This window comes from Bradyrhizobium sp. CCBAU 53340 (genome assembly GCF_015291645.1).
Taxonomy (GTDB): Bacteria; Pseudomonadota; Alphaproteobacteria; order Rhizobiales; family Xanthobacteraceae; genus Bradyrhizobium.
The window spans coordinates 2,484,803-2,511,637 of record NZ_CP030055.1; the positions used below are offsets into that span (position 1 = coordinate 2,484,803).

The window sequence follows — 26,835 nt, forward strand, 5'->3', positions numbered from 1 at the left end:
GATCCGCGCCAGCGCTGACTGGCTTGCCCGCTGACGTACGCCGCGTCGGGCCGGCTGCGAATACGCGCCATCCGGCAGACACTCTTTCGCGGCGCGTATGAATGCCGGATCGGTGCCTGGTGGCGGTTGCCGTGGTTGAAGCAAGCGCCTAGTTTGCCGGTGGAATCTTGGGGATGACGGGAAGGCATGGATCGTCTGGATGCGATGAAGGTGTTCGTCCTTGCGGTGGACGAAGGCAGCCTCGCCGCCGCAGGTCGCAAGCTGGGCCGTTCGCCCGCGGCGGTCAGCCGCGCGATCGCCTTTCTCGAAGAGCGGGTCGGCGCCGAACTCCTGCATCGGACGACGCGTTCAATCAAGCTGAGCGAGGAGGGCGACCGTTACGTCGCAGTCTGCCGCCGCGTGCTGACGGAGTTGGAGGAGGCCGACGACATCGCAGCAGGGCCGCGCACTGCGCCACGCGGCTTGCTCACGATCACGGCCCCCGTCGTGTCGGGCGAGATGGTGCTGCGGCCGATCCTCGACGGGTTTCTCGATGCCTATCCGACGGTGTCGGCAAAGCTTTTGCTGTTCGATCGTGCGGTCAATCTGATCGAGGAGGGCGTCGATATCGCGCTTCGCATCGGGCCCTTGGCGGATTCGGCGATGGTAGCGATGCGGGTCGGCGAGATCAGCCGAGTCGTGGTGGCCGCGCCGCGTTATCTGAAGCAGCATCCGCGCATCATCGAGCCCGGCGATCTCGCCAAACATCAGATCGTGGCGCTGGCCCACCTTCCGAATTCCTGGACCTTTGCGCCGCAGACAGGTTCATCGGTGCCGCGAACGGTCCAGTTCACGCCGCGCTTCACGGTCAACAGCACCTATGCGGCGGTGGCCTCCGCCGTTGCGGGGCGCGGCGTCGCGCGGATGTATTCGTATCAGGTGGCCGAGCAGGTCGCGCGCGGCGAGCTCGAAATTGTGCTGGCCAGCGATGAGGATCCGGAGATGCCGGCGCATCTGATTGCTCCGCAGGGCCGGCTCTCGGTGCCCAAGGTGCGCGCCTTCACCGACTTTGCCGTGCCGCGGCTGAAGAAGCATTTTGCGCAGCTCAAAAAGAGCCTCAAGACGCGCTAGACATCGCGGCGACACCGCGACTGCCAATGCGTTGGTCGTGTATATAGCCGCAGCGCTGGATCGGCCATGGTTCCCGAACGGTTAACGCCGATTTAACGGATGAATCCTAGCCTGTCTCGGCCGGGGTTACTCGCAAGGCCGAGGTGAGCCCAATGGAAGCCCAGAAGATCGCGGTCGACGCCGTCGTCGCGCTGACCGATTGCGATCGCGACGCCGTCATAGCCTTTATCCGCCGGCTCTATCTCGCTGGCGTCACGGATCCCAAGCGCCTGACCTTCAAAGGTCTCCAGGCGCTGTCGCGGGCGTGATTCGGCTCGTTTCGGCCCGTTTTCGCGCCGGTTCCATCCCGAAGCCCTCTCGAGCGTGACCGCAACCCCCGGTGAATATCTTGCCGCTGGGGGCGCCGCGGGTTACACGACACCCGGCTGGGTCACTTGGGATTGGGGAAATGCTGAAACAGCTTTTTGCGCCGCAACTCGTCATTCTGTATGTGCTTGCGGCATCGACCATCTACGTTCATTTCCGGGGCAAGCAGCGGCTGCGCTTCGCGCGCCAGCTCGGCGATCACTCGACCTATCTCGCGCCCTACAACGTGCTGATGTATGCGGGCTCGGCGGTGCCGAACAAGCCGGTGATCTCGGTCGAGCAGTTTCCGGAGCTGAAGCCCCTCAGCGAGAACTGGGAGACCATCCGCGACGAGGCGGTTCGTCTGTTCGACGAAGGTTTCATCCGCGCAGCAGCGAAGAACAACGATTGGGGCTTCTATTCGTTTTTCAAGAGCGGCTGGAAGCGGTTTTACCTGAAATGGTACGACGACTTCCTGCCGTCGGCGAACACGCTGTGCCCGAAGACGGTGGAGCTGCTCAAGTCTATCCCGAGCGTGCACGGTGCGATGTTCGCGATGCTGCCGCCCGGCGGCAAGCTTGGGGCGCATCGTGATCCGTTCGCGGGCTCGCTGCGCTACCACCTCGGTCTCGTCACGCCGAACTCGAACAAGTGCCGCATCCTGGTCGACGGCGTCGAATGCGTCTGGCGCGACGGCGAGGCCTTCATGTTCGACGAAACCTTCATCCACAGCGCGGAGAATGCGACCGACGTCAACCGCATCATCCTGTTCTGCGACGTCGAACGCCCGATGAAGTACGGCTTCGTGACCGCGATCAACCGCTGGGTCAGCCATCACATCGTCAAGGCGTCGGCGACCCAGAATGTTGATGGCGAGCATGTCGGCGTGCTCAACAAGGTGTTCGGCAAGCTCTACGAGATCCATCTCGGCAGCCGCAAGGTCAAGGAGTGGAACCGCGACGTCTACTACACGCTGAAATACTCGCTGACGGCGTTGATCCTCGGCCTCATCGTGTTCTCGGCGTTGAAGTGATCGTACCGCCAAGTTGAAAATGAAAAGCCCCGGAGTGCTCCGGGGCTTTTTGTTTGTGGATGTGCCGAGCCGTCACGGCAGCTTGGCGCTTATGTTGATGATCGTCCCGACATGCTGGCCGCGCAGCGCCGCGGATATCCGGCCCGGCACGAGACATCCTCTCGTTTAACTGCGATCTCTGCGGCGGACTGGCAGAGCTCTACAAACCTTGTTGCACGCATCGGTCCATGGCAACAAGGTTGCAGCGATTTAGCGGCCAGACATGGAGCAGGCAATGACCCAATTGCCACTTGCAAACACCGGGACCGTGCGATTCTTCCGCGCGTGGCTGGACACCTTCTCAGGCTATGTCCGCGAGGTCGACTACGCGTCTGCGCGGCCGCTCTTCCATCCTGATGTGCTGGCCTTCGGCACGCATAACGATGTCATCCCCGGGCTCGACCAATGGGTGACCACACAATGGGACAACGTCTGGCCGAAGACGACGGACTTCCGCTTCGTGCTCGACCAGATCTCGGTTCTGGCCTCTGCCGATGGCACGATGGCGACGGTGATCGCGCCGTGGACGAGCACGGGCTATCATCTCGACGGCAGCGCGTTTCCGCGACCGGGCCGCGCGACCATGATCTTTTCGAGGAATGGCAATGGCTGGCTGTGCGTGCATTCGCACATGTCGCTCAATCGCGGTGTGCCGCAGGCAAGCCATGCCGATCGGCCGGTGAAGGCCTGGTAGGGTAAAGCCTTCAGGCATCGTGACGGGTCTTTGTGCAGCGATAGCCCTGGGACGCCGGCTGCAGTCGACCCGCCGGCTTGGGCGGCCGACGAAAGTTCTATGCGCTCGTTTCTGGCCCGCCGGAACCCTTGGAACCCAACTTCGTTTGTTCCTCAACGAATAACCAGCGAAACGTGCAGCGGGGGCCATCGGAGGAGACATTCCCATGGCAACACTCGGCCTTGACGCCAGCCAACTCACCGCATCCGAGCATCAGCGCCAGCTTCGTCGGGCCGTGATCGCCTCGACGGTCGGCACTGCGATCGAATGGTACGATTTCTTCCTCTACAGCACCGTCACCGGTCTGGTTTTCGCAAAGCTGTTCTTTCCGCACTCGGACCCCTGGGTCGGGACGCTGGAGGCGTTTGCGATCTACGCGGTCGGCTTCATCGCACGTCCGATCGGTGCGGCTATCTTCGGCCACTATGGCGACCGCATCGGACGCAAATCCACGCTGATCGCGACGCTGCTCCTGATGGGGCTGGCGACCGCCGCAGTGGCCGTCGTGCCGACCTATGCCAGCATCGGCATCTGGGGTGCCGTGATCCTTACCGTGCTGAGATTCATCCAGGGCGTCGGCGTCGGCGGCGAGTGGGGTGGCTCGGTGCTGATGTCGATGGAATGGGCCCGCAACGACCAATCTCGCGGATTGGTCGCGTCATGGCCGCAATTCGGCGTTCCTTGCGGCCTCTTTCTCGCCAATCTCGCGGTGCTGGCCTTCAGCCAGATGGCGGGCGAACAGTTCCTGGCCTGGGGCTGGCGCATTCCGTTCGCGCTCAGCATCATCCTGGTCGGCGTCGGCCTCTATATTCGTCTCGGCATCCTCGAAACGCCGGTGTTCTCGAAGCTCGTGGCCGAACGTCAGGTCGATCGCACGCCGATGCTGACCGTGATCCGGGAATATCCGAAGGAGATCTTGCTGTCTGCATTCGCGCGCATGTCGGAGCAGGCGCCGTTCTACATCTTCACCGCCTTCATCTTCTCCTACGGCATCGGCACCCTGCACGTTTCGCGCGACTTCCTGCTGACCGCGGTACTCTCGGCCTCGGTGCTGTCGTTCGTCTCGATCCCGCTGTGCGGGCATGTCTCCGATCAGATCGGCCGCAAGAACATGTACATGATCGGCGCTGCGGCGACCGGCATCTTCGGCTTCATCTATTTCGCGATGCTCAACACGGGATCGCTGACCGTCATCTTCCTGGCGATCATCCTGTCGCTGATTCCGCACGACATGCAGTATGGGCCGCAAGCCGCCTTGATCGCCGAGAGCTTTACCGGACGCCTGCGCTACAGCGGCTCCTCGCTCGGTTATCAGCTCGCATCCGTGATCGCCGGCGGCCCCGCGCCGCTGATCGCCACCTGGCTGTTCGGCACGTTCCACTCGGCGACTGCGATCGCGGTCTACATCGCGATCTGCGCGATCATGACGCTGGTCGCGACCGCCATGATGACCGACTACACCGGGAAGGATATCAACGCGGCGGGTGCGCACGAGCGGCGGACTTGAGGCCGCAAAAAGCCCCGGACGCGACATCCGGGGCTTTGCATCTTCCGCGATAGCAAGGTCAGCCTACTCCGGCTGGCCGATGCTCACCTTCAGCGTGCCGACGCCGTCGACGCCGCATTCGAGCTTGTCGCCGGGTTGGAGCTGCGACACGCCGGCCGGCGTGCCCGTCATGATGATGTCGCCGGCGGCGAGCTTCACCTGCTGCGAGAGCTGCCAGATGATCTCGGGCACGTTCCAGATCAGCTCGGTGAGGTCGCCCTTTTGGGCTTCCTTGCCGTTGACCGTGAGCCAGATCTTTCCCTTGGCGGGATGGCCAATCTTCGAGGCGGGCTGCACCGCCGAACAGGGCGCGGACCCGTCGAACGACTTGCCGATCTCCCACGGACGCTCCTTCTTGCGCGAGGCAATCTGAAGGTCGCGGCGGGTGAGGTCGATGCCGACGGCATAGCCGTAGACGTGATCCAGCGCCTTGTCGGCGGGGATATTGAGCCCGCCGCTCTTCATCGCGACGATCAGCTCGACCTCGTGATGCAGATCCTTGGTCAGCGGCGGGTAGGGGATCGTGGCGCCGTCGGGCACCAGCATGTCGGCGTGCTTGGCGAAGAAGAACGGCGGCGCGCGCTCGTCATTGCCCATCTCGCGGATGTGCTCGAGATAGTTGCGGCCGACGCACCAGATGCGGCGCACCGGATAACGGCCGGCCTCGCCGACAACGGGGAGCGAAGCCTGGGGCGGAAGCGGGATGACGTAGGAGGCGGCGTTCATGAAGCGGTCTCGCTGCTCTTGGGTTGAGTGAGGAACTCTATGCGGTTGCGCTGATCGGCGCCAGAGCGCCGGCATCGTGGTGTTGCAGGCGGAAGAAGGAGGCGTAGCGGCCCGAGCGGCGCAGCAGCTCGTCATGCCGGCCCTGCTCGACGATCTCGCCGCCCTCGACCACCAGGATGCTGTCTGCGTGCATGATGGTGTGGAGCCGGTGCGCGATCACGATGGTGGTGCGGTTCTGGCAGAGATGCTCGATCGCCTCCTGCACCTGCCGCTCGGATTCGGAATCCAGCGCGGCGGTGGCTTCGTCGAGCAGGATGATCGGCGCGTTCTTGATCAGCGCGCGGGCCACCGCGATGCGCTGGCGCTGGCCGCCGGAAAGTTGCGTGCCGTGCTCGCCGACCGGCGTGTCATAGCCGAGCGGGAAGCCAATGATGAAATCATGCGCGCAGGCCGCTTTCGCCGCCTCGATGATCTCGTCCTCGCTCGCGCCGGGCTTGCCGAAGGCGATGTTGTTGCGGATGGTGTCGCGGAACAGATAGACGTCCTGGCCGACATAGGCGGTCTGTGCGCGCAGCGATTTGCGCGAGACTGCGCCGATCGACTGACCGTCGATCACGATGTCGCCTTGTGTCACCTCGTAGAAGCGCAGGAGCAGCGCCAGCACGGTCGACTTGCCTCCGCCCGACGGGCCGACCAGCGCGGTGACCTTGCCCGGTTCGGCAACGAAGCTCATGCGGTTGAGCACGGTCTCGCCCGAGCGGTAGCAGAAGCTGACATCGCGTAGTTCGATCCGCGCATCGGTCAGCTTCAGCGCCGGCTTGTCGTCGTCGGAACGCTCGCTGGCGGGGCTGTCGACGACCTCGATCAGCATGCGCGCGCCGACGAGCTGGCTGTTCAGATCGATGTTGAGCCGCGCCAGCCGCTTGGCGGGCTCGGTCGCCATCAGGAACGCGGTCATGAAGGAGAAGAACGCGCCGGGCGTGGCGTTGAGCGCAACCACGGCATAGCCGCCATACATCAGGCAGCCGGCGACCGCAAAGCCGCCGAGCATTTCCATCAGCGGATTGGAGCGGTTGGCGACGCGGGCCATCTTGTTGGCGTTGCGCTCGACGATCGCGATGTTCTCGTCGATGCGCCTCTGCATGGTATCTTCGAGCGTGAAGGCCTTGACGGTGCGGATGCCCTGCAGCGATTCCTGCATCGTCTCCATGATGTCGGCCGTGCCGGTGAACTGGTTGTAGGCGAGACCCTTGATGCGCTTGACCAGCTTGCGCAGCACCAGCATCGCCGGCGGTACCGCGACGAGGCCGATGAACGACATCAGCGGATCCTGCCACACCATCACGCCGATCATGGCGAGCAGCATCAGCAAGTCGCGCCCGATGGCGTTGACCAGCATGTTGAGCACGTCGGTGATCGACTTGGCGCCGGCGGTCAGCCGCGCCAGGAACTCCGACGAATGCCGCTCGGAGAAGAAGCCGACGCTCTCGCGCATCAGCTTGGCGAACAGCTGGCGCTGGTTGGTGGCGAGGATCGCGTTGCTGATCTTGGTCAGGATCACCATGTGGCCGTAGGTCGCCACGCCCTTGATGAAGAGCAGGACCACCGTCAGTCCTGAGAACATCGCGATGCCTGGGATGTTCTTGTCGACATAGGCCTGGTTGATGACCTGGCCGAGCACGTAGGTCGCGCAGGCGGTTGAGCCTGCGGCGAGCGCCATCAGCGCAAAGGCGACGAGGTAACGCCGCCAGTAGATGACCCCCTGTTCCGTGACCAGGCGGCGAATGAGGGCCATCGCCGCATAGGGATCGTCGGTGATTTTCTTTGGAAACTGGGCCATCCGGTGTCCATTGACGGCGCAGGACAAAGCCTGCCCGCGCGTCAGGGATCGATGGGCCTCTGTGCCCGCTCAGGCGGGGTTTTTCAAGCCCAATTAAGGGCTTGCGCTCCGATGGAATCTAGGCCGAGGCGGCGTGGCGGAGCTCGCCGTGGCGCTCGCGGAACAGCTTCTCCTCCCAGGCGAGCGCATGTGCCGCGATGGTCTCGAGGTCCTCATATTGCGGCCGCCAGTCGAGCAGGCCGCGGATCCGGCTGGTGTCGGCGACCATGGTCATGATGTCGCCGGGCCGGCGCGGCGCGTACTGAACGGCGAAGCTGCGGCCTGACACCCGCCGCACCGCGTCGATGGTTTCCAGCACCGAGTAGCCGCGGCCATAGCCGCAATTCAGCGTCGTCGAGGCACCGCCATTGCGCAAATAGGCCAGCGCCGAGCGATGCGCCTGCGACAGGTCCGTGACGTGGATGAAGTCGCGAATACAGCTGCCGTCCGGGGTCGGGTAGTCGGTGCCGAACACGTCGATCTTGGCGCGCTGGCCGGTCGCGGCTTCCACGGCGATCTTGAGCAGATGCGTGGCGCCGACGGTCGCAAGCCCGATGCGGGCCTGCGGATCGGCACCCGCAACGTTGAAATAGCGCAAGGTCACGTATTGCATGCCGTAGGCGGCGGCGACGTCGTGCAGCATGATCTCGGTCATCAGCTTCGACGAGCCGTAGGGCGACAGCGGCCGCGTCGGCGCGTGCTCGGGCACGGGCACCTGGTCCGGATTGCCGTAGACGGCCGCGGTCGAGGAGAAGATGAAGCGATTGATGCCGCGCTTGACGGCGACGTTGAGCAAATTGCGCGCAGTGCCGAAATTGTTGCGGTAGTAGCCGAGCGGATCGCGCATCGAATCCGGCACGACCACCGAGCCCGCGAAATGGATGATGCTCTCGATGTCGTGCTGCGCGATCACGCCCTCGATCAAATTCTCATCGCCCGCGTCGCCGATGAACAGCGGCACGCCTTCCGGCAGGTACGCCGAGAAACCGGTCGAGAGATCGTCGATCACGACGACGTCCTCGCCGGCTTCCGCCAGCGCCAGGACCGTGTGACTTCCGATATAGCCGGCGCCGCCGGTGACTAGCACAGTCATGATCTCACCCGTCTTCGATCAACGCGCCAAACTAGCGTCCGCGTGGTGAAGAGGGGGTATCGGCGGCCCTGAACTGGTCACTATGCTTAATGTTGCGTATAGGGGGTCACCAAACGGAGCATGACGTGGCGAATTCTCCAGCCGATCTGCAAGTGATCGTGCCAAATCTGCACAGGCGCTATTCCGGGGTCACCGCGACCAACCGGATGGTGGCGCCGCGGCTGGCAAAGCTGTACCGCGCCGCGTGGTTCGGCTCGGACGCGCCGGAGGGGATCGCGCGGCTCGACGTCGCCGATCTCCTCAAGCTCTGGCGCCGCAGAAGGCCGCTGATCTGGCATGCGCGGCGCAACAACGAGATGATCGCGGGCGTCTTGCTGCGCGCGCTCGGCTGGCCGCTCAAGCTGGTGTTCACCTCGGCGGCGCAACGGCATCACAGCTGGATCACGCGCTGGCTGATCCGGCAGATGGACGCGATCATCGCCACGTCAGATATCTCGGCCTCGTTCCTGAAGGTGAAGGCGACGGTGATCCCGCACGGCGTCGACACCGACGTGTACGCGCCGCCGCACGATCGCGCCGCGGCGTTCGCGGAAACCGCGCTGCCCGGTCGCTACGCCATCGGCTGTTTCGGCCGCGTGCGCGCCCAGAAGGGAACCGATGTATTCGTCGATGCGATGTGCCGGTTGCTGCCGCGCCATCCGGACTTCACCGCCGTGATCGTCGGGCAAGTCACGGCCGAGCAGATACCCTTTGCGAACGACTTGAAGAAGCGCATCGAAGCATCTGGCCTGCAATCGCGCATCGTCATCACCGGCGAGCTGCCGATCGAACAGGTGCAGCGCTGGTATCAGCGGCTGACGATCTACGCCTTCACCTCGCGCAACGAAGGCTTTGGCCTGACGCTGATCGAGGCCATGGCAGCAGGCAGCGCGCTGGTCGCCGCGCGCGCTGGCGCTGCCGAGCTAGTGGTCGAGGATGGCGTCAGCGGCGTGCTGGTTCCGACGGGCGATGCTGATGCGCTGATGGCCGCGGCTGAGCCGTTGATGCGCGATGTCGCAGCGGCAACTGCGATGGGCGAGCGGGGGCGGGCGCGGGTGCTGGCCAAGTTCAGCCTTGATGCCGAAGCGGCGCGGATCGGGGAGATCTATCGGTCGTTGCTCTGAGCCAGCGGCCAAGAAGCGTGAAAACAACCCCATGCACAGTAGCCCGAGACAGAGGAATCAACGGCTTGGCGGCGCGCACGGCGGAGTCTGCGGAATTTACGAATTTTTCTTGATGCGTCGGGCAAAACACTGGCATGATGTCATCATCGGCACAGTGGGCGACCTCAGGTCGTAATCAGCTTCCCAGCCTCCCTCAGCACCCGCTGCACAATTCCCACCACCTCGCTCGCTGCGATGTTCCGCATGCAGCGGTGGTCGTTCATCTTGCAGATCGTGCTTTGGCAGGGCTGGCAGGACAGCACTTCCTTGTCCTGGACCACCGTTGCCGCAAGGCCGTTCAGCGGCGCCCAGAGATAGGGGCTGGTGGGACCAAAAATGCCCATGGTAGGCGTGCCCAACGCGGCGGCGATATGCATCAGGCCTGAATCGTTGGAGATCGCGACGCCGGCTGCCGCCATCGCCAGCACGCCGTTGCGCAAGTCGTTGCCGGTGAGGTCGCGGACCCCAGGGCCGCCGGCGGTCCCAGGGCCGCCAGCCGCGACGATCTCCTGGGCGAGGCCCTTTTCGGCGGGGCCGCCGACCACCCAGACCTCGAGGCCGCGCTCGACCAGCAGGCGGGCGGCCTCCGGATATCTGGTCCAGCGCTTTGAGACGCCGACCGAGCCGGGGGCGAGCGCGACGGCGGCGCCTGCGCTGATGCCGTTGGCCTGGCGCCACCGGGTGATGTCCTCGGCCGGGACCCGCAGCTGCGGCACCGGCCATTCGGGGGGCAGGGGGGCGCCGTCAGGCTGGGCCAGCGCGGCGTTCTTGTCGATGAAGCGGGGCAGCTTCTTCTCGCCCCAGCGCCAGCGGTTGAGCAGGCCGAACCGGAACTCGCCGACGAAGCCGACCCGCTCGGGGATGCCTGCCAGCGCGGGCGCGATGGCCGCCTTCCAGGTCCGCGGCAGCACCAGGGCCGTGCCGTAGTTCCGTTCCCGCAGCAGCTTCGCCAGGCCGAGCTGGCGGCCGACGGCCAGGCGGCCGCGGGGCAGGTCCCAGACGATGCCTTCCCGCACGCCGGGCATGTAATCCACCAGCGGGGCGCACAGGGAGGTGGTCAGCAGGTCCACGGGCCGATTCGGCCAGCGCTGCTTGAGGACCCGGACCACGGTGTGATTCCGGACGAAATCGCCGATCCACATATAGGGGACGATCAGAATCGGGCGTGTGTCGCTCCGATCTGCTTCCCCACTAAATTGCGAATCATTGTTCATTTGTTGATGGGGCCGAAACTGCTCTGATGTGGCGGTTCGGTTAGCCGCTCCCGGCCGGCAGGTAAAGCCGGGGAGAACGCCGATCCAGAAATGCTTACACTTGGCAACAGCTTGCACTTTGGCAAAGGCTTACACTTTGGCAGATGATGCGCTACGGCAGGTATCGGACCCCAAAATTCGGGCAGGATAGTTGGAATGTTGCTGGTGACCGGCGGGGCCGGTTTTATCGGATCGAATGTCGTCGCCGCGCTGAACGAGGCCGGCCGCAGCGACGTCGTGGTTTGCGATCTGCTCGGCAGCGAGGGCAAGTGGCGCAACCTCGCCAAGCGGCAGCTTGAGGATATCGTGCCCCCGGCCGAGCTGCCCGACTGGCTGAACGGCCGCAAGCTCGATGCCGTGATCCATCTCGGTGCGATTTCCGAGACCACCGCCACCGACGGCGATCTCGTGATCGAGACCAATTTCCGCTTCTCGATGCGTCTGCTCGACTGGTGCACGGCCAATGCGGTGCCGCTGATCTATGCCTCCTCGGCGGCGACCTATGGTGACGGCGCACAAGGTTTTGACGACGACGCCTCGCTCCCGGCGCTCAAGAAGCTGCGGCCGATGAATCTCTACGGCTGGAGCAAATACCTGTTTGATATTGCGGTTGCCGAGCGCGTCGCACGCGGCGACAAGCTGCCGCCGCAATGGGCGGGGTTGAAATTCTTCAACGTGTTCGGGCCGAACGAATACCACAAGGGCTCGATGATGAGCGTGCTGGCGCGCCGCTTCGACGACGTCAAGGCGGGCCGTGTCGTGCAGCTGTTCAAGTCGCATCGCGAGGGCATTGCCGACGGCGACCAGCGCCGCGATTTCATCTATGTCGACGACGTCGTGCGCGTGATCATGTGGCTGCTGGCGACGCCATCGGTGTCGGGGCTGTTCAATGTCGGGACCGGCAAGGCGCGCAGCTTCAAGGACCTGATGCTGGCGGCCTATGCCGCGCTCGGCACCAGGCCAAACATCGACTATGTCGACATGCCCGAGCAGATCCGCGGCAGCTATCAATATTTCACGGAGAGCAAGGTCGATCGTCTCCACCGTGCCGGCTATAACGGCGGCTTCACGACGCTCGAGGACGCGGTGAAGGCCTATGTCGGCGACTATCTCGACCGGCCCGACCGCTTCCGCTAAGGCCACAAGATCATGCCGACGCCCATTCTCGATTTCGATGCCCTGGCGCAAGCCATCTCCGGTCGCACGGTGCTCTGCATCGGCGACATCATGCTGGACGAGTTCGTATATGGCGAGGTGTCCAGGATTTCGCCGGAGGCGCCGACGCCCGTCATCGCCGCCCAGCGCAGCGAGATCCATATCGGCGGCGCCGGCAACGTCGCGCGCAATATCGCCTCTCTCGGCGCGCGCTGTGTCTTCGTCGGTCTTGTCGGCGACGACGATGCGGGGGCGCGGCTGAAGGCTGCGCTGGCAGACCATGCCGGCATCGAGAGCGCGCTGGTGTGCGATCCGTCGCGCCCCACCACGCGAAAGGTTCGCTTCGTTTCCGAGCACTTCTCCACGCATATGCTGCGGGCGGATTGGGAGCAGGCGATCGCGGCCTCCGATGAGGTCGAAACCAGGCTGATCGAGGCGATCCTGCCGCAGATCGCGCGCGCCGACATCGTGCTCCTGTCCGACTACGCCAAGGGCGTGCTGACCGCGCGCGTCATCCGCCACACCATCGATGCCGCGCGCCAGGCCGGCAAGCGCGTGATCGTCGATCCCAAGAGCCTGAACTGGGCGATCTATCGCGGCGCCACGCTGCTGACGCCCAATCGCAAGGAATTCTCGGAAGCCACCCGCAGCCGCGCCGACACGCCGCAGAGCATCGTCGATGCCAGCGAGGACGTGATGCGGCTCGCCGATTGCGAGGCGATCCTGGTGACCCAGGGCGAGCACGGCATGACGCTCGTGCCGCGCCATGGCGAAGCCGTTCATGTGCCCGCTTTCCCCGTGAAGGTGCGCGACGTCTCCGGCGCCGGCGACACCGTCGCGGCGGCGCTCGCGGTCTCGATCGCGGCGGGCGCGGACTGGGACACGGCGCTGCGGATGGCGAGCGCGGCGGCCGCGGTCGCCGTCGGCAAGCAGGGCACCGCCACGGTGAGCGCAGACGAGCTGCGCCGCAAGATCCTGCCCCATGCCACGCTCGCGGCCGAGGAGAAGGTTGTGAGCGCGGCTGATACGCTCGATGCCCGGCTCGCCGAATGGAGGCAGGAGGGGCTGCGCGTCGGCTTCACCAATGGCTGCTTCGACATCCTGCATCCCGGCCACGTCAAGGTGCTGACCGCGGCACGCGCCGCCTGCGACCGCCTGATCGTCGGGCTGAACAGCGATGCCTCGGTGCGGCGCTTGAAAGGCGCGGATCGTCCGGTCCAGGACGAGCGGGCGCGCGCCGAGGTGCTGGCCGCGCTCGAAGCTGTCGATCTCGTCGTCATCTTCGAGGAGGATACGCCGATCAACCTGATCACGCGCATCACCCCGAGCGTGCTGGTGAAGGGCGGCGACTACACCCGTGAGCAGGTGGTCGGCCACGAGGTCGTCGAGGCCGCCGGCGGGGTGGTCGTGCTGGTGGACATCCTGAAGGGTTTCAGCACGACGGCGCTGGTTCATCGCGCACGCGGAGGGACAACGTGACGGCACTTGCGCAGGAGACGACCGTCCAGATGCTGTGGCGGCGTTTCCGCAGCCCGGCAGCCTGGGGCGAGACGGTCGATCTGTTTGCGATCCTCACGGTGGCCTCGCTGCCGTGGTCGACCTCGCTCACAGCGATCTTCAACGCCGCGTTCCTGGTCTGCATGGTGCCGTTCCTCGACTGGAAGGCCTTCCTGCAGTCGCTGGCGCGCCCGATCTGCGCGGCGCCGATCGCGCTGGTCCTGCTCGCGCTGGTGGGAACGCTGTGGTCGGACGCGGCCTGGGGCGCGCGCCTCTATGCGCTCAGTCCCACCGTCAAGCTGCTCGTGCTGCCCGTGCTGCTCTACCATTTCGAGCGCTCGCCGCGCGGACACTGGATCTTCGTCGCCTTCCTGGTGTCCTGCGCGCTGCTGTCGGTGATGTCGTGGCTGGTCGCCTTCTATCCCAGCCTGTCGCTGAAGCCCTATGACCCGCTCGAGCGTGGCATCTTCGTCAAGAACTACATCGACCAGAGCCAGGAGTTTACCCTGTGCGCGGTTGCGCTCGCTTATCCCGCGCTGCTGTTGCTGCGCGAGAAGCGCTTCTGGCTCGCCGGCCTGCTCATCGCGCTGGCGCTGAGCTTCATGGCCAACATGGTTTTCGTGGTGGTGTCGCGTACCGCGCTCGTTACCGTGCCCATCATGCTCGCAGTCTTCGCAATGCTTCATTTGAGATGGCGCAGCATCGCCATTATCTCCGCCGCACTGATCGTCGGCGCCGCCATTGCCTGGCAGGCCTCGCCTCAATTGCGCAAGACGGCCGACACGTTTTCGCGGGACTATCGGCTCTACATGCAGGAGAACGTCCCTACCTCCATGGGCGAACGCCTCGAATATTGGCGGCACGCAATCCGGTTCTTCGTGCAAGCTCCGCTTGCGGGGCATGGCACAGGCTCCTCGCAAGGACTGTTTGAGCGGGCCGCCAACGAGCCGTCATGGATTCCCGGCGTCAGGGTCTTCCCAAATCCGCATAACCAGACCCTGCACGTCGCCGTGCAATGGGGCGTTATCGGCATCGTCGTACTGTACGCGATCTGGATTTCTCATTTCCTGCTGTTTCGCGGCGAAGGGTTTGCGAATTGGATCGGCCTTCTGGTGGTGGTGCAGAACGTCTTCACGTCGCTGTTCAACTCCCATCTGTTCGACTTCCATGAGGGCTGGATGTACGTCATCGGCGTCGGCGTTGCCGGCGGCATGGTGATTCGGGCGCAACAGACCGACGCCAAGATGGGGGAAGCGGGTTCCTGAACGGCCGTGCGGCTGGCAAGTCCGTCTAAGATGGGCTATCAGCGCGGTCAGGTTGCACTCACCAGGTTTTCATCGGTCGGCGGATGACGCGTCTTTCGCATCTTACTTTGCGCAATTTCATGATCGCGCTGCACGACCTGCTGGCGACGGCGGCCGCGCTGTTCGTGGCTTTCTATCTGCGCTTCGAGGGTGGCGAGGGCTTCTACGAGCGCCTGCCGCTGCTGTTCCAGATCCTGCCCTATTTCCTCGCCTTCAGCGTGGTCGTGTTCTTCATCTTCAACCTGACCACGACGAAGTGGCGCTTCATCTCGCTGCCTGACGCGATGAACATCATCCGCGTCGCGACCGTGCTGACGGTTGCGCTGCTGGCGCTCGACTACATCTTCGTCGCCCCGAACGTCCGCGGTGCCTTCTTCCTCGGTAAGGTGACGATCGTCCTCTATTGGTTCCTCGAGATCTTCGCGCTCAGCGCCTTGCGCATGGCCTACCGCTACTTCCGCTATACGCGGGTGCGGCGCCATGCTCGCACCGAGGATGCCGCCCCGACGCTCTTGATCGGCCGCGCTGCGGATGCCGAGGTGCTTCTGCGCGGCATCGAGAGCGGAGCGATCAAGCGGATCTGGCCGATCGGCGTGCTGTCGCCGTCGAGCTCCGATCGTGGCCAGCTCATCCGCAACGTGCCGGTGCTGGGCGGGGTCGACGATATCGAGGACGTCGTCGCCGACTTCGCCAAGCGCAACAAGGCGATCACGCGCGTGGTGATGACGCCGTCGGCGTTCGAGCCGGAGGCTCATCCGGAATCGATCCTGATGCGCGCGCGCAAGCTGGGCGTGATCGTCAACCGCATGCCTTCGCTGGAGAGCGGCGACACGCCGCGGCTGACCGCGGTCGCGGTCGAGGATCTCCTGCTGCGGCCGAGCGAAAAGATCGACTATGCGCGCCTCGAAGCCCTGATCAAGGGCAAGGCCGTGATCGTCACCGGCGGCGGCGGCTCGATCGGCTCGGAGATCTGCGAGCGCGTCGTCGCCTTCGGCGCCGCGCGCCTCCTGATCCTGGAGAATTCCGAGCCGGCGCTCTATGCGGTCACCGAGACGCTCGCCGCGGATGGCACGGGTGCCACGATCGAGGGGCGGATCGCCGACATCCGCGACCGCGAGCGCGTCATGCGGCTGATGGCCGAGTTCAAGCCTGACATCGTGTTCCATGCGGCCGCGCTGAAGCACGTGCCTATCCTGGAGCGCGACTGGAGCGAGGGGGTCAAGACCAACATCTTCGGCTCGATCAACGTCGCCGACGCGGCGCTGGCCGCCGGCGCCGAAGCCATGGTGATGATTTCGACCGACAAGGCGATCGAGCCGGTGTCGATGCTGGGCCTGACCAAGCGTTTCGCCGAGATGTATTGCCAGGCGCTCGATCACGATCTTGCGGCGGGGGCCGCCGGCGCCAAGCCGCCGATGCGGCTGATCTCGGTGCGGTTCGGCAATGTGCTGGCCTCGAACGGCTCGGTGGTGCCGAAGTTCAAGGCCCAGATTGAGGCCGGCGGCCCGGTGACGGTGACGCATCCGGACATGGTCCGTTACTTCATGACTATCCGCGAGGCCTGCGATCTCGTCATCACCGCGGCGACGCATGCGCTCGGCACGCAGCGTCCCGACGTCTCGGTCTATGTGCTCAACATGGGCCAGCCGGTGAAGATCGTCGATCTCGCCGAGCGCATGATCCGTCTCTCCGGTCTGCAACCCGGCTACGACATCGAGATCGTGTTCACGGGGATGCGGCCGGGCGAGCGACTGCACGAAATCCTGTTCGCCTCGGAGGAGCCGACCCGCGAGATCGGCGTCCCCGGCATCATGGCTGCGCAACCGAACGAGCCGCCGATGCTGACGCTGCGCAAATGGATCGCCGCGCTCGACCAGGCGATCGCGCGCGATGATCGGGCGACCATCAGGACCATCCTGAAGGATGCGGTCCCCGAATTCGGGTCGACCGCGGCCTGACCATGCAGCCGCAAGACAAGATCGAAGACAAGATCGCTGGCAAGATCGTCGTCGCGAGCCAGCATTATCCGCCGGATCCGAGCACGACCGCGGCGATCATGGCCGAGATCGCCTGCCGTCTCGCCAGGGAGCACGAGGTCGTCGTGCTGTCGGGCTCACCAGGCGCGCTGCCGGCCTCGCAGCGAGGTGCGGACAAGCCGCGCGTGATTGCCGTCAGGAACCGGATGGCGGGGAAGGCGGCGTTGCTCCGGCGCGGCCTCTCCGAGCTGCTGTTCGTGCTGCGCATCTTCATCGCGCTGCTGCGGTGCCTGCGACGCGGCGACGTCGTGCTGACGGTCACGGCGCCGTTCATGCTGCCTTACGCGGTGGCGGTCGCGGCGTGGCTCAAAGGCGCGCGCTCGGCGCTGATCATGCACGACCTGTTTCCCGACGTGCTGGTGATGACGGGCCTGTTGAAGCCGCGCTCGATCGTTGCGGGCGTGATGCGCGCCGCCAACAGCCTGATGTTCCGCCTGCTCAATGCCGTCGTCACCATCGGCCGCGATGCGGAAGCCCCGCTGCTCAGCTATTCCGGCATGACGCGGAACAAGATCCGCTTCATCCCGAACTGGGCGACGTTGGCGCCGGCCGTGCGGCCGGTGTTACAGGACAATCCGTTCCGCAAGCACCTTTCGGCCCGCTTCATCGTCGGGCTGTCGGGCAATCTGGGTTTCACCCATGATCCCGAGATCGTGTTCGAGGCGGCGCGCCGGCTCAAGGACGACGCGAACATTCACTTCCTGCTCTCCGGCTGGGGCATCGGCTTCGAGCGGCTGAAGCAGTTGCAGGCGGACACAAACCTCGCCAATGTCTCGTTCGTGGCGCGGGTGGAGGATGCCGAGCTCGAGGCGTTCCTGGCCGCGGCCGATCTCTGGATCATTCCGTACCGCAAGGATGTCGCCGGGGTGTCGGTGCCGAGCCGCTTCTATAATCTGCTGGCGGTCGGCCGGCCGGTCGTGCTGGTCTCCGAGCCCGAGGCCGAGGCGGCCTTGACCGTGGTGGAGAACGGGCTCGGCTGGGTGGTGACGCCGGGGCGCGCCGATCAGCTCGCCGCTTCGATCCGCGCGGCGTCCGAGTCCCCGGACGGTGCCATGGCCGAGCGTGCGGTGAAGGCGGCAGCGAAGTTCGATCGCAGCGCTGCGTTGAACGGCTATGCCGCGCTGATCGAGGAATTGTTGCACAACCCGAAGCTGAGGGAGCAACGATGAGCGAGAACAAGCGGGTTGTGCTGGTGACGGGGGCGAGCGGATTCGTCGGCCGTCACGTCGTGCCTGACCTGGTGCGCGAGGGATGGTCGGTCCGCCGCGCGGTCCGCAGCCCCGAGGGCCTCGACGACGAGGTCGTCATCGAGACGATCGGTCCCGACACCGATTGGACGGCAGCGCTCGAGGGCGTCGATGCCGTCGTTCATCTTGCCGCGCGTGTGCATCACAAGCACGAGGAGCACGCGGTCCAGCTCTACCGCAACGTCAACATCGCCGGCACGCTGCACCTGGCGCGCTCTGCGGCGACTGCCGGCGTGCGCCAGTTCATCTTCGTCAGCACCGTCCTCGTGCATGGCCGCAGCAATGAGGGCCGTGCCCCGTTCAGCGAGGGTGACGTGCTGACGCCGCGCGGCCTCTACGGCATGTCCAAGGCGGCAGCCGAGGCGGGCCTGCGGACGCTGGCGCGCGAGAGTGACATGAAGATCTCGGTGATCAGGCCGCCGCTGGTCTATGGCGCCGGCGCCAAAGGCAATTTTGCACTGCTGACGCGCGCGGTGAATTTGGGAGTGCCGCTGCCCTTTGCCGCGATCCGCAACCACCGCGCCTTTCTTGCCGTGCAGAACCTCTCGTCCTTCATCCTGCGCCGGCTGGCCCATCCGGACCTCGCGAGCAATTTCGAGATCTTCCTGGTGGCCGACAGGGAGCAGGTCTCGACACCCGAATTCATCGAGCGCCTGGCGCGGGCGTCGGGCAAGAGCCCGCGGCTGTTCGGCATGTCGCCGGAGCTGCTGGGCTCGCTGTTCGGTCTGCTTGGTCGGCAGGATACGCATGACAGCCTGATCGGCTCGCTCGAGCTCGACGTCTCCAAGGCAATCGCGACGGGATGGCAGCCCGAGGTGTCGCTCGACGAAGGTCTGCGGCTGGCGCTGGCGGCTCAGGACGCCTGAGGGCGGGAGAAACGTCGCAGCACGAAGGCGACCGCGATCGCGCCCGCAACAAGCGCGAGCAATGTGATCGTCGTCGAGCCGGCGCGAACCGTGACGAGGGCAAGCGCCGCCAGCACGAGGTTGAGCGCAAATACTTCGCCGGTGACGCGCGAAACCGTAAACCCGTTGTCGGTGGCGCGCTGGTAGAAATGCGAACGGTGCGCCGACCAGAATTGCTCGCGCCTGATGATGCGGCGAAACAGCGTGATGGTGGAATCGGCGAGATAATAGGCCGGCAGCAGCAGCGCCGCGATCGGTTGCCCGTGCCAGGCGAGCTCGAGCAGGCACCAGCCGAGCAGAAGGCCGATCGGCAGGCTGCCGACATCGCCCAGAAACACCTTTGCGACCGGCTTGTTGAACGGTGCAAAGCCGAGCATGGCGCCGCACAGGGCCGTGGCGAGCAATGTTGTCGACAGCGAGAGGTCGCCAAACCATCCGAATAGCCCGAGCGCGGCCGTCACAGGCACTACCTCGACCACCGTCATCAGGTCGAGCCCGTCCATGAAATTGACGAGGTTCACGAACCAGATTCCAGCGATGAGAATGAGAGTGCGTTCAACGGCAGGCGGCAAGGCCGGAACGATCCGCAGCGCCTCCGGCGCGGTGAATACGATGAAAGCCACGGCTCCCGCCTGCAGAAGAAGTCGAAGCCAGACAGGCAAGGGCCTAATGTCGTCGACGAGCCCGACCAAAGCGATCAGCACGGCGGAGCCGATCAAGGGCAGGGAAATCGAGACGAGAGCACCGGCGACAAGCAGGGTAGCGGCGACAACAGCGATACCCCCACCTTGCGGTGTCGGAATCTTGTGTGACGAGCGCGCGTTCGGACGCGCCAGCGCGTAACGCTGCAGCAGCGGCATGCTCAGCCAAGTGGTGCAGGCGGAGATCGGCGCAGCCAGCACAGCCGGTGCGAGCACCAGCAGCGCCAGTCCGGTCGCACCGCCTTCGGGAGCGAAGAACGTGGTCACTCCGGCACCCCAAGCTGCGCCGAGCCTTGCGCGGCTTTCTCCGCGCTGAGGATCCAGACCAGGCCGCCGAACGCGCCGACGATGAACGAGACCGCGCCGAACAGCAGCGAGATGTTGACGCCTTCATTGGCCGCGAGCCCGGCGAAGCCGAAGGCCAGCCCCATGCTCGCCTCGCGCACGCCCCAGCCGGCGATCGAGATCGGCATCAGGGTGATCAGCATCACCGGCGGCACCAGCAGGAAGACCTGGGCGAAACTGACCGGCGCTGCGATCGACTGCACCACGCACCAGGCGATGACGACGGCGAGCACGTGAACCAGCAGCGACAGGACCGCGATGATGGGTCCGCGCGTCCGATTGAAGATGACGCGGTTGGCGATTACGGCACAGGCGTGGATGTGATGGGTGGCCCACCAGGTCTTCAACCGCGACCATTTCAGCGCGCCGAAGATCAAAAAGCCGATGCCGCCGGCAAGCGCGGCGAAGTCGACCAGCAGCAGCGCCGAGCGGCCGTTCGGATCTGTGATGAGCCGATAGCTCCAGGGCAGGCTCGCGACGATGAGGATCGCGAGGGCGACGAGGCCGATGGCGCGATCGACGAAGATCGAATAGGTCGCCGCGCGCCATCCGGCGCCGGCGCGCGCCACCAGCCAGAGCCGGACCGCATCGCCGCCGATCGCGGACGGCAGGGTCTGGTTGAAGAAGGAACCGATCACGTTGTAGCGCATGGCGCGGGGAAGTTCGAGCGGCGCACCGCATTCGGCGCTGATCTCACGCCAGCGCAGCACGCCGACGAAGATCTGCAGGAACGTGACCATGATCGCCATGGCGATCCAGAACAGGCTTGTCGCGGTGAAGCGCGACAGCAGCTCGGTCAGGTCGACCTTGCGCAGCGCCAGATAGAGCAGCGCCGCGGAGATCAGGATTTTGGCCGTCGACAGCAGGATTCGGCGCATCTCGTCCGCGGGGTTTGCGAAGATGGGAGGCAACCCGACGCGAGGCGCCGAATTCGGCCACTTTGGTATGGTTTTGGCGCCGATCTTGCAATAGCTGACATGGCCAGAGCTGGCATGGCAGGAGCTGACATGGCTGGCCAGCCGATCCGGCCCTTTAACCATGGCAAAATGCGCTGCGGCTTCACCTATCTTGACGCCGCGGCCCGTGTAGTATCCAAGCCGATCGCACGGGGTCCACAATATTGTCACCTGGTATCGGGTCGAGTTCAAGGTTTGAGATGACGATGGACAAACGCATAATCCCCCTGATCATGTGCGGCGGCGCCGGCACGCGGCTGTGGCCGGCTTCGCGCGAGGTGCGCCCGAAGCAGTTCCTGCCGCTGTTCGGCGCGCGCTCGACCTTCCAGGACACGCTGCTGCGTGTTTCAGACGCCGCGCTGTTCGACCGTCCTGTCGTCATCACCAATGCGGCCTATCGCTTCATGGTGCTGGAACAGCTCGCCGAGATCGGCATCGAGGCCGACGTGATCCTCGAGCCGATGCGGCGCGACTCCGGCCCCGCCATCGCGGCCGGCGCGGCGTTCGCGCAAAACCGCACCAGTGAAGCGATCGTGCTGGCGCTCGCCGCCGACCACGTGGTGCAGGACAACGCCGCCTTCGTCGCGGCCTGCCGCGAAGGTCTTGCGGCTGCGAGCACGGGACACATCGTCACCTTCGGCGTCAAGCCGGAGCGGCCGGCGACCGAATACGGCTATATCAGTCCGGGCGAGGGGATATCAGGTGAGGTGCACGCGGTTGCGCGCTTCGTCGAGAAGCCCGATGCGGTGACGGCCGCCGACTACGTCAATTCCGGCTATCTCTGGAACAGCGGCAACTTCATGTTCCCCGCAAGCCTGCTGCTCGACGAATATCGCAAGGTGGATGCGGCAAGCGTGGAGGCGGTGGTCAGCGCTGTCGCCAATGCCGGCCGCGATCTCGGCTTCGTCACGCTGGAGCCGCAGGCGTTCGGCGCGGCAAAGGCGATCTCGATCGATTATGCGGTGATGGAAAAGACCTCGCGCGCGGCGGTGGTGCCGGTGTCCTGCGGCTGGTCCGACGTCGGCTCCTGGCGCGCGGTGTGGGAATTGTCCGAGAAGGATGCGCAAGGCAATGCCGCGCACGGCACCGCCGTGTTCGAGGATTCGCGCAACTGCAACGTCACGACGGATCATGCGCTGGTCGCGCTCGAAGGCGTCGACGATCTCGTCGTGGTCGCGACCGCCGACGCTGTTCTGGTCTCGCGCCAGAAGGATGCCAACGGCCTGAAACGTCTCGTGGCCAAGCTGAAGGCGATCGCGCCGAAGGTCACCGAAGAGCATCTCAAGGTGCATCGTCCCTGGGGCAGCTATCAGTCGGTCGACAATGGCGAACGCCACCAGGTCAAGCGCATCGTGGTGAAGCCGGGCGGGCGGCTGTCGCTGCAGAAGCACCACCACCGCGCCGAGCACTGGATCGTGGTCCGTGGTGCGGCCCGCGTCACCGTCAACGACACCGTGAAGACGGTGCACGAGAACGAGTCGATCTACATCCCGATGGGCGCCGTCCACCGCATGGAGAACCCCGGTAAAATCATGCTGGAACTGATCGAGGTCCAGACCGGCTCCTATCTCGGGGAAGACGACATCATCCGGATTGAAGACGACTATCAAAGGTCGTAACCAGCGAACTCCGAATCACGCGATCCGGGTCCCAAAAGCCCGCTTTCTACGGCTAAGGCCCGGAGAACGTGTAATTTTTTGAATCAAATCGTGTCCGGCCAATTCGACCAGCATTCGCCACATCTGTGGCGGCCGTGCTAGAAGCGGCTCGGGGATTTTGCGTTGAATCGGGGTTTGCTCAGATGAGTTCCATGGGATCACGACCGGCCAAGGCCGGCTTGCGCGTCGGTGTCATCGGCGCCGGCGTGATGGGGAGCAATCATGCGCGCGTGCTGGCCGGTCTGCCAGGCGTCAGCCTGGTCGGCGTGGTCGATCCTTCGCCGGCGCATCGGACGCGCGCCACCGAGCTCGCCGGCTGCAACAGCTTCGAGACGCTCGACCAGCTCCTCGCCGAAGGCGTCGATGCCGTCACCATCGCAGCGCCAACCCATCTGCACCACGAGGTGGCGCTCGCCTGCATCGCCAAGAACATCCACGTGCTGGTCGAGAAGCCGATCGCCTCCACGGTGGAAGAGGGCCGCGAGATCGTCGCCGCCGCGCACAAGGCCGGCGTCACGCTGATGATCGGCCATGTCGAGCGCTTCAATCCGGCGGTCGCCGCCGTCAAGCAGGCCATCGCGGGCGAGGACATTCTCTCGATCGCGATCACGCGCGTCGGCCCGTTCCCGCCGCGCATGTCCAATGTCGGCGTCGTCATCGACCTTGCCGTGCACGACATCGATCTCATTCGTTGGTTCACCGAATCCGACATCGTCGAGGTGCAGCCGCAGCTGTCGAGTGCGGTTGCCGAGCGCGAGGACATCGCGCTGCTGCAGTTCCGCACCGCCAGCGGCGTGCTCGCGCACATCAACACCAACTGGCTGACGCCGTTCAAGGCGCGTAGCGTCACCGTTGCGACGCGCGGCAAATATGTGATGGGCGATCTGTTGACGCGCCAGGTCACCGAATGCTTCGGCTTCAAGCCTGACGGCAGCTATTCGATGCGGCATCTGCCTGTGGGCCATGACGAGCCGCTGCGCGCCGAGCTGATCGCCTTCCTCAAGGCCGTGCGCAACGGCGAGACCCCCGCGGTCACCGGCGACGAAGGCGTTGCCAGCCTCGAGATCGCAACGCAGTGCCTCGAGACGCCGTCGCGGCCCGCAGCGACGTCGCCCGCCCGCAAGAGCCCGCGCCGCGTCGCCGGCTAACACCCTTTCCATGTCGACCAATCAGGAAGGCGCCAGGAAGCAGGCCATGAACCAGCATCTTCGTTCCGAACCCATTCCCTTCATCGACGTCGCCTCGCAGCGCGCCCGGCTCGGCGCCTCGCTCGATGCCGCCGTCAAGCGCGTGATGGACCACTGCCAGTTCGTCAACGGTCCTGAAGTTTTCGAGCTCGAGAAGCAGCTTGCGGCCTATTGCGGCGCCAAGCACGTGGTGGCCTGCTCCAACGGCACCGATGCGCTTCTCATGGTGCTGATGGCGAAGAACGTCGGGCCCGGCGATGCCGTGCTGTGTCCCTCCTTCACCTTCATCGCGACCGCCTCGCCGGCGGCACGGACCGGCGCGACGCCTGTCTATGTCGACGTCGATGAGACGACTTTCAACATGGATCCGGAGTCGCTCAAGCGCGGCATTGCGGCCGCGCGCAAGGCCGGCTTGAAGCCGGTCGCGGTCATTCCGGTCGATCTGTTCGGACAGCCTGCCGACCACGATGCCATCGCCGAAATCGCCGCGGCCGAAGGCCTCTTCATCATCGATGACGCCGCGCAAGGTTTTGGCGCAAGCTATAAGGGCCGCAAGCTCGGCACCTTCGGCCTCGCCACCACGACCAGCTTCTTCCCGGCAAAGCCGCTCGGCTGCTTCGGCGATGGCGGCGCGATCTTCACCGATGACGACGAGCTCGCCGCCACGCTGCGCAGCATCCGCGTGCACGGGCAGGGCGCCGACAAATACGACAACATCCGCCTTGGCCTGACCGGCCGGCTCGACACTATGCAGGCCGCGATCCTGATCGAGAAGCTGAAGATTTTCGACGACGAGATCGCGGCCCGCAACAGGGTGGCCGAGCGCTACGCACGCGGCCTGTCCAACGTGGTCACCGTGCCGCGGCTCAGCCCCGGCAACACCTCGGTCTGGGCGCAGTACACCATCCGTCTCCCCAAAGGCACCGACCGCGATGGCTTCGCCGCCGCGCTGAAGGCCCAGGGCGTGCCGACGGCGGTCTATTACGGCAAGTCGATGCATCAGCAGTCCGCCTACAAGCACTATCCGGTGGCCGACGGCGGTCTGCCTGCTTGCGAGAGCCTGTCGCAGGACGTCATCAGCCTGCCGATGCACGCCTATCTGACCGAAGCCGATCAGGAGCGAATCATCGCCGCCGTCCGCGGCGCGATTGCGGGGTGATTTCACTTTTCTTCACCTCTCCCGCTTGCGGGAGAGGTCGGCGCGTAGCGCCGGGTGAGGGTTCTCTCCTCTGGGGGAGTCTTTGTCGTCGAGACACCCTCTCCCCAACCCTCTCCCGCAAGCGGGCGAGGGGGCGCACCTTCTTCGCCGCTACCACCTAGACCTAATCCTGCCATGCTCTAAAACAGACGCATGCTCGGACGCATTTTCACGGTCGGTGGTTACACGCTGCTCTCGCGGCTGACGGGGTTTGCCCGCGATATCATGCTCGCGGCGATCCTCGGCGCCGGCCCCGTGGCCGACGCCTTTTTCGTGGCACTGCGGCTGCCCAATCATTTTCGCGCGATCTTCGCCGAAGGGGCCTTCAACGCCGCCTGGGTGCCGGCCTATGCGCATGTCCATGGCGAGAAGGGGGAGGCGGCAGCACACCTGTTCGCCGATCGCATCTTCACGCTACTGCTGGCCTCGCAGGTGGTGCTGCTGATCGTCGCCTGGCTGTTCATGCCGCAGGCCATGAGCCTGCTTGCGCCCGGCTTTTCCGACGACGCCGAGCAGCGCAAGCTCGCGATCGAGCTGACCCGCATTACGTTTCCCTATCTGCTCTTGATCACGCTGGTGACACTCTATGGCGGCATGCTGAACGTGATGCAGCGCTTTGCCAGCGCCGCGGCCGCGTCCATCTTCCTCAACGTCGCGATGATGATGACGCTGGCGGTTGCCGTCTGGTTTCCGACCGCGGGCCACGCCGCGGCCTGGGGCGTGCTGATCTCGGGCTTCATGCAATATTTCCTGCTCGCCGGCGATCTCGCCCGCCATGGCGGTCTGCCGCGCTTTGCGCCGCTCAAGCTCGACGAAGACGTCCGCGGCTTCTTCAAGGCGCTGGGGCCGGCGACACTGGGCTCGATGGGCACGCAGGTCGCGCTGTTCGCCGACACCATCATCGCGACCTTCCTGCCGGCCGGCGCACTGTCGGCGCTGTATTATGCCGACCGCCTCAATCAATTGCCGATCGGCGTCATCGGCATCGCCATCGGCACCGTGCTGCTGCCGGAGATGTCGAAACGGATCACGGCCAATGACCATGACGGCGCAATGAAGGCGCAGCGCCGCGCCTTTGATTTCACGCTGCTGTTCTCGATCCCCTTCGTCGCGGCCTTCCTCACCGTGCCCGACGAGATCATGCGCGCGCTGTTCGCACGCGGCGCGTTCTCGAAGGCCGATGCGGTTGCCGCCGGCGGCACGCTTGCGGCCTATGCCATCGGCCTGATCCCTTTCGTGCTGATCCGCAGCGCGGTCGCGACCTTTTACGCGCGCAAGGATACGGCGACGCCGGTGCGGGCGTCTCTGACCGGCATCGCCGTCAACGTCGCCCTGAAGGTGGCCCTGATGGGATCGCTGGCCCAGATCGGCCTCGCGCTGGCAACCGCCGTCGGTGTCTGGACCAATCTGCTGCTGGTGCTGTTCTTCGCCGTGCGGCGCGGCTTCCTCGTGCTCGATCGCGCCTGGCTGATGTCGCTCGCCAAATTTCTGCTGACCGGGGTCGTCCTCGCCGCCGCCTTCTGGCTGATTGCGCGTGTCAGCGGATCTTCGCTAGGTGCGATGCGCTTCCACGATGAAGTGACGCTGGTCCTGCTCGCCGTCGGCGGCACCATCGTCTACGCGCTCGCGATCCTCATCCTGTTCGGCCGCAGCTGGCTGGTCTCGCTGGTGCGCGGCTAGGGACGCG

At 65.1% G+C, this 26,835-nt stretch carries 22 protein-coding genes; 16 read left to right on the top strand and 6 right to left on the bottom strand.

Annotation, left to right across the window (positions count from 1 at the left end):
* Positions 1–186: 186 nt before the first annotated feature.
* The 5 genes from XH89_RS11650 (at position 187) to XH89_RS11670 (ending at position 4,767) form a co-directional block, all read left to right on the top strand.
* Entirely contained in the window at positions 187–1,110 is a 924-nt protein-coding gene (locus tag XH89_RS11650; RefSeq protein ID WP_194467196.1) for a LysR family transcriptional regulator, read from the top strand.
* A gap of 152 nt (positions 1,111–1,262) precedes the next feature.
* The gene (locus tag XH89_RS11655) at positions 1,263–1,418 is read left to right on the top strand and encodes a hypothetical protein (RefSeq protein ID WP_014493894.1); all 156 of its coding nucleotides are present in this window, start codon (positions 1,263–1,265) and stop codon (positions 1,416–1,418) included.
* A 140-nt stretch (positions 1,419–1,558) separates the two neighbouring features.
* Entirely contained in the window at positions 1,559–2,488 is a 930-nt protein-coding gene (locus XH89_RS11660; protein ID WP_194467197.1) for an aspartyl/asparaginyl beta-hydroxylase domain-containing protein, read from the top strand.
* A 274-nt stretch (positions 2,489–2,762) separates the two neighbouring features.
* Positions 2,763–3,221 (top strand): nuclear transport factor 2 family protein, encoded by a 459-nt coding sequence (locus XH89_RS11665; protein ID WP_194467198.1) that lies wholly within the window; start codon positions 2,763–2,765, stop codon positions 3,219–3,221.
* Between the two features lie 205 nt (positions 3,222–3,426).
* Positions 3,427–4,767 (top strand): MFS transporter, encoded by a 1,341-nt coding sequence (locus XH89_RS11670; protein ID WP_194467199.1) that lies wholly within the window; start codon positions 3,427–3,429, stop codon positions 4,765–4,767.
* A 63-nt stretch (positions 4,768–4,830) separates the two neighbouring features.
* Here the strand turns inward: XH89_RS11670 and XH89_RS11675 are convergent, their stop codons facing one another.
* The 3 genes from XH89_RS11675 to galE form a co-directional block, all read right to left on the bottom strand.
* Positions 4,831–5,532, bottom strand: coding sequence for a fumarylacetoacetate hydrolase family protein (locus XH89_RS11675; RefSeq protein ID WP_194467200.1), 702 nt, complete (start codon positions 5,530–5,532; stop codon positions 4,831–4,833).
* A 37-nt stretch (positions 5,533–5,569) separates the two neighbouring features.
* Positions 5,570–7,372 (bottom strand): ABC transporter ATP-binding protein, encoded by a 1,803-nt coding sequence (locus XH89_RS11680; protein ID WP_194467201.1) that lies wholly within the window; start codon positions 7,370–7,372, stop codon positions 5,570–5,572.
* A gap of 118 nt (positions 7,373–7,490) precedes the next feature.
* Entirely contained in the window at positions 7,491–8,504 is a 1,014-nt protein-coding gene (galE, locus tag XH89_RS11685) for a UDP-glucose 4-epimerase GalE (RefSeq protein ID WP_194467202.1), read from the bottom strand.
* Positions 8,505–8,629: 125 nt separating this feature from the next.
* On the opposite strand from galE, the gene XH89_RS11690 reads away from it, so the two are divergent.
* Complete coding sequence (locus XH89_RS11690) at positions 8,630–9,667, top strand: glycosyltransferase family 4 protein (RefSeq protein ID WP_194467203.1); 1,038 nt, start codon at positions 8,630–8,632, stop codon at positions 9,665–9,667.
* Between the two features lie 164 nt (positions 9,668–9,831).
* On the opposite strand, the gene waaF is transcribed toward XH89_RS11690, so the two are convergent.
* Positions 9,832–10,920, bottom strand: a complete 1,089-nt coding sequence (gene waaF, locus XH89_RS11695) for a lipopolysaccharide heptosyltransferase II (protein WP_194467204.1) — start codon at positions 10,918–10,920, stop codon at positions 9,832–9,834.
* A gap of 195 nt (positions 10,921–11,115) precedes the next feature.
* On the opposite strand from waaF, the gene rfaD reads away from it, so the two are divergent.
* From rfaD to XH89_RS11725, 6 genes are all read left to right on the top strand, one after another.
* Complete coding sequence (rfaD, locus tag XH89_RS11700) at positions 11,116–12,096, top strand: ADP-glyceromanno-heptose 6-epimerase (RefSeq protein ID WP_194467205.1); 981 nt, start codon at positions 11,116–11,118, stop codon at positions 12,094–12,096.
* A 12-nt stretch (positions 12,097–12,108) separates the two neighbouring features.
* Positions 12,109–13,593 (top strand): D-glycero-beta-D-manno-heptose-7-phosphate kinase, encoded by a 1,485-nt coding sequence (rfaE1, locus tag XH89_RS11705; protein ID WP_194467206.1) that lies wholly within the window; start codon positions 12,109–12,111, stop codon positions 13,591–13,593.
* On the top strand, positions 13,590–14,876 hold the full coding sequence (locus XH89_RS11710; RefSeq protein ID WP_194467207.1) for an O-antigen ligase: 1,287 nt from the start codon (positions 13,590–13,592) through the stop codon (positions 14,874–14,876). The genes rfaE1 and XH89_RS11710 overlap by 4 nt, the downstream gene beginning before the upstream one ends.
* An 83-nt stretch (positions 14,877–14,959) precedes the next feature.
* Entirely contained in the window at positions 14,960–16,873 is a 1,914-nt protein-coding gene (locus XH89_RS11715; RefSeq protein ID WP_194467208.1) for a nucleoside-diphosphate sugar epimerase/dehydratase, read from the top strand.
* Between the two features lie 2 nt (positions 16,874–16,875).
* Positions 16,876–18,120, top strand: a complete 1,245-nt coding sequence (locus XH89_RS11720; RefSeq protein WP_194467209.1) for a glycosyltransferase family 4 protein — start codon at positions 16,876–16,878, stop codon at positions 18,118–18,120.
* On the top strand, positions 18,117–19,064 hold the full coding sequence (locus tag XH89_RS11725; RefSeq protein ID WP_194467210.1) for an NAD-dependent epimerase/dehydratase family protein: 948 nt from the start codon (positions 18,117–18,119) through the stop codon (positions 19,062–19,064). The genes XH89_RS11720 and XH89_RS11725 overlap by 4 nt, the downstream gene beginning before the upstream one ends.
* Here XH89_RS11725 and XH89_RS11730 read toward each other — a convergent pair.
* Positions 19,052–20,032, bottom strand: a complete 981-nt coding sequence (locus tag XH89_RS11730) for a glycosyltransferase family 4 protein (protein ID WP_371825228.1) — start codon at positions 20,030–20,032, stop codon at positions 19,052–19,054. The genes XH89_RS11725 and XH89_RS11730 overlap by 13 nt on opposite strands.
* A gap of 35 nt (positions 20,033–20,067) precedes the next feature.
* Complete coding sequence (locus XH89_RS11735; protein WP_194467211.1) at positions 20,068–21,027, bottom strand: lysylphosphatidylglycerol synthase transmembrane domain-containing protein; 960 nt, start codon at positions 21,025–21,027, stop codon at positions 20,068–20,070.
* A 284-nt stretch (positions 21,028–21,311) separates the two neighbouring features.
* Between XH89_RS11735 and XH89_RS11740 the strand changes: the two genes are divergently transcribed.
* The 4 genes from XH89_RS11740 (at position 21,312) to murJ (ending at position 26,828) form a co-directional block, all read left to right on the top strand.
* Positions 21,312–22,724 carry a mannose-1-phosphate guanylyltransferase/mannose-6-phosphate isomerase gene (locus XH89_RS11740; RefSeq protein WP_194467212.1) on the top strand — a complete coding sequence of 471 codons (1,413 nt, stop codon included), beginning with the start codon at positions 21,312–21,314 and terminating at the stop codon, positions 22,722–22,724.
* A gap of 182 nt (positions 22,725–22,906) precedes the next feature.
* Positions 22,907–23,911 carry a Gfo/Idh/MocA family protein gene (locus XH89_RS11745; protein ID WP_194467213.1) on the top strand — a complete coding sequence of 335 codons (1,005 nt, stop codon included), beginning with the start codon at positions 22,907–22,909 and terminating at the stop codon, positions 23,909–23,911.
* 46 nt (positions 23,912–23,957) lie between these two features.
* Positions 23,958–25,109, top strand: a complete 1,152-nt coding sequence (locus XH89_RS11750) for a DegT/DnrJ/EryC1/StrS aminotransferase family protein (RefSeq protein ID WP_194467214.1) — start codon at positions 23,958–23,960, stop codon at positions 25,107–25,109.
* A 192-nt stretch (positions 25,110–25,301) separates the two neighbouring features.
* Complete coding sequence (gene murJ / locus XH89_RS11755) at positions 25,302–26,828, top strand: murein biosynthesis integral membrane protein MurJ (protein ID WP_194467215.1); 1,527 nt, start codon at positions 25,302–25,304, stop codon at positions 26,826–26,828.
* Positions 26,829–26,835 lie beyond the last annotated feature (7 nt).

Coding starts and splice junctions, on each gene's coding strand:
- XH89_RS11650 (WP_194467196.1), top strand. CDS start 187: ATGGATCGTCTGGATGCGATGAAGGTGTTCGTCCTTGCGGTGGACGAA.
- XH89_RS11655 (WP_014493894.1), top strand. CDS start 1,263: ATGGAAGCCCAGAAGATCGCGGTCGACGCCGTCGTCGCGCTGACCGAT.
- XH89_RS11660 (WP_194467197.1), top strand. CDS start 1,559: ATGCTGAAACAGCTTTTTGCGCCGCAACTCGTCATTCTGTATGTGCTT.
- XH89_RS11665 (WP_194467198.1), top strand. CDS start 2,763: ATGACCCAATTGCCACTTGCAAACACCGGGACCGTGCGATTCTTCCGC.
- XH89_RS11670 (WP_194467199.1), top strand. CDS start 3,427: ATGGCAACACTCGGCCTTGACGCCAGCCAACTCACCGCATCCGAGCAT.
- XH89_RS11675 (WP_194467200.1), bottom strand. CDS start 5,532: ATGAACGCCGCCTCCTACGTCATCCCGCTTCCGCCCCAGGCTTCGCTC.
- XH89_RS11680 (WP_194467201.1), bottom strand. CDS start 7,372: ATGGCCCAGTTTCCAAAGAAAATCACCGACGATCCCTATGCGGCGATG.
- galE (WP_194467202.1), bottom strand. CDS start 8,504: ATGACTGTGCTAGTCACCGGCGGCGCCGGCTATATCGGAAGTCACACG.
- waaF (WP_194467204.1), bottom strand. CDS start 10,920: ATGAACAATGATTCGCAATTTAGTGGGGAAGCAGATCGGAGCGACACA.
- rfaD (WP_194467205.1), top strand. CDS start 11,116: ATGTTGCTGGTGACCGGCGGGGCCGGTTTTATCGGATCGAATGTCGTC.
- rfaE1 (WP_194467206.1), top strand. CDS start 12,109: ATGCCGACGCCCATTCTCGATTTCGATGCCCTGGCGCAAGCCATCTCC.
- XH89_RS11715 (WP_194467208.1), top strand. CDS start 14,960: ATGACGCGTCTTTCGCATCTTACTTTGCGCAATTTCATGATCGCGCTG.
- XH89_RS11720 (WP_194467209.1), top strand. CDS start 16,876: ATGCAGCCGCAAGACAAGATCGAAGACAAGATCGCTGGCAAGATCGTC.
- XH89_RS11725 (WP_194467210.1), top strand. CDS start 18,117: ATGAGCGAGAACAAGCGGGTTGTGCTGGTGACGGGGGCGAGCGGATTC.
- XH89_RS11735 (WP_194467211.1), bottom strand. CDS start 21,027: ATGCGCCGAATCCTGCTGTCGACGGCCAAAATCCTGATCTCCGCGGCG.
- XH89_RS11740 (WP_194467212.1), top strand. CDS start 21,312: ATGGACAAACGCATAATCCCCCTGATCATGTGCGGCGGCGCCGGCACG.
- XH89_RS11745 (WP_194467213.1), top strand. CDS start 22,907: ATGAGTTCCATGGGATCACGACCGGCCAAGGCCGGCTTGCGCGTCGGT.
- XH89_RS11750 (WP_194467214.1), top strand. CDS start 23,958: ATGAACCAGCATCTTCGTTCCGAACCCATTCCCTTCATCGACGTCGCC.
- murJ (WP_194467215.1), top strand. CDS start 25,302: ATGCTCGGACGCATTTTCACGGTCGGTGGTTACACGCTGCTCTCGCGG.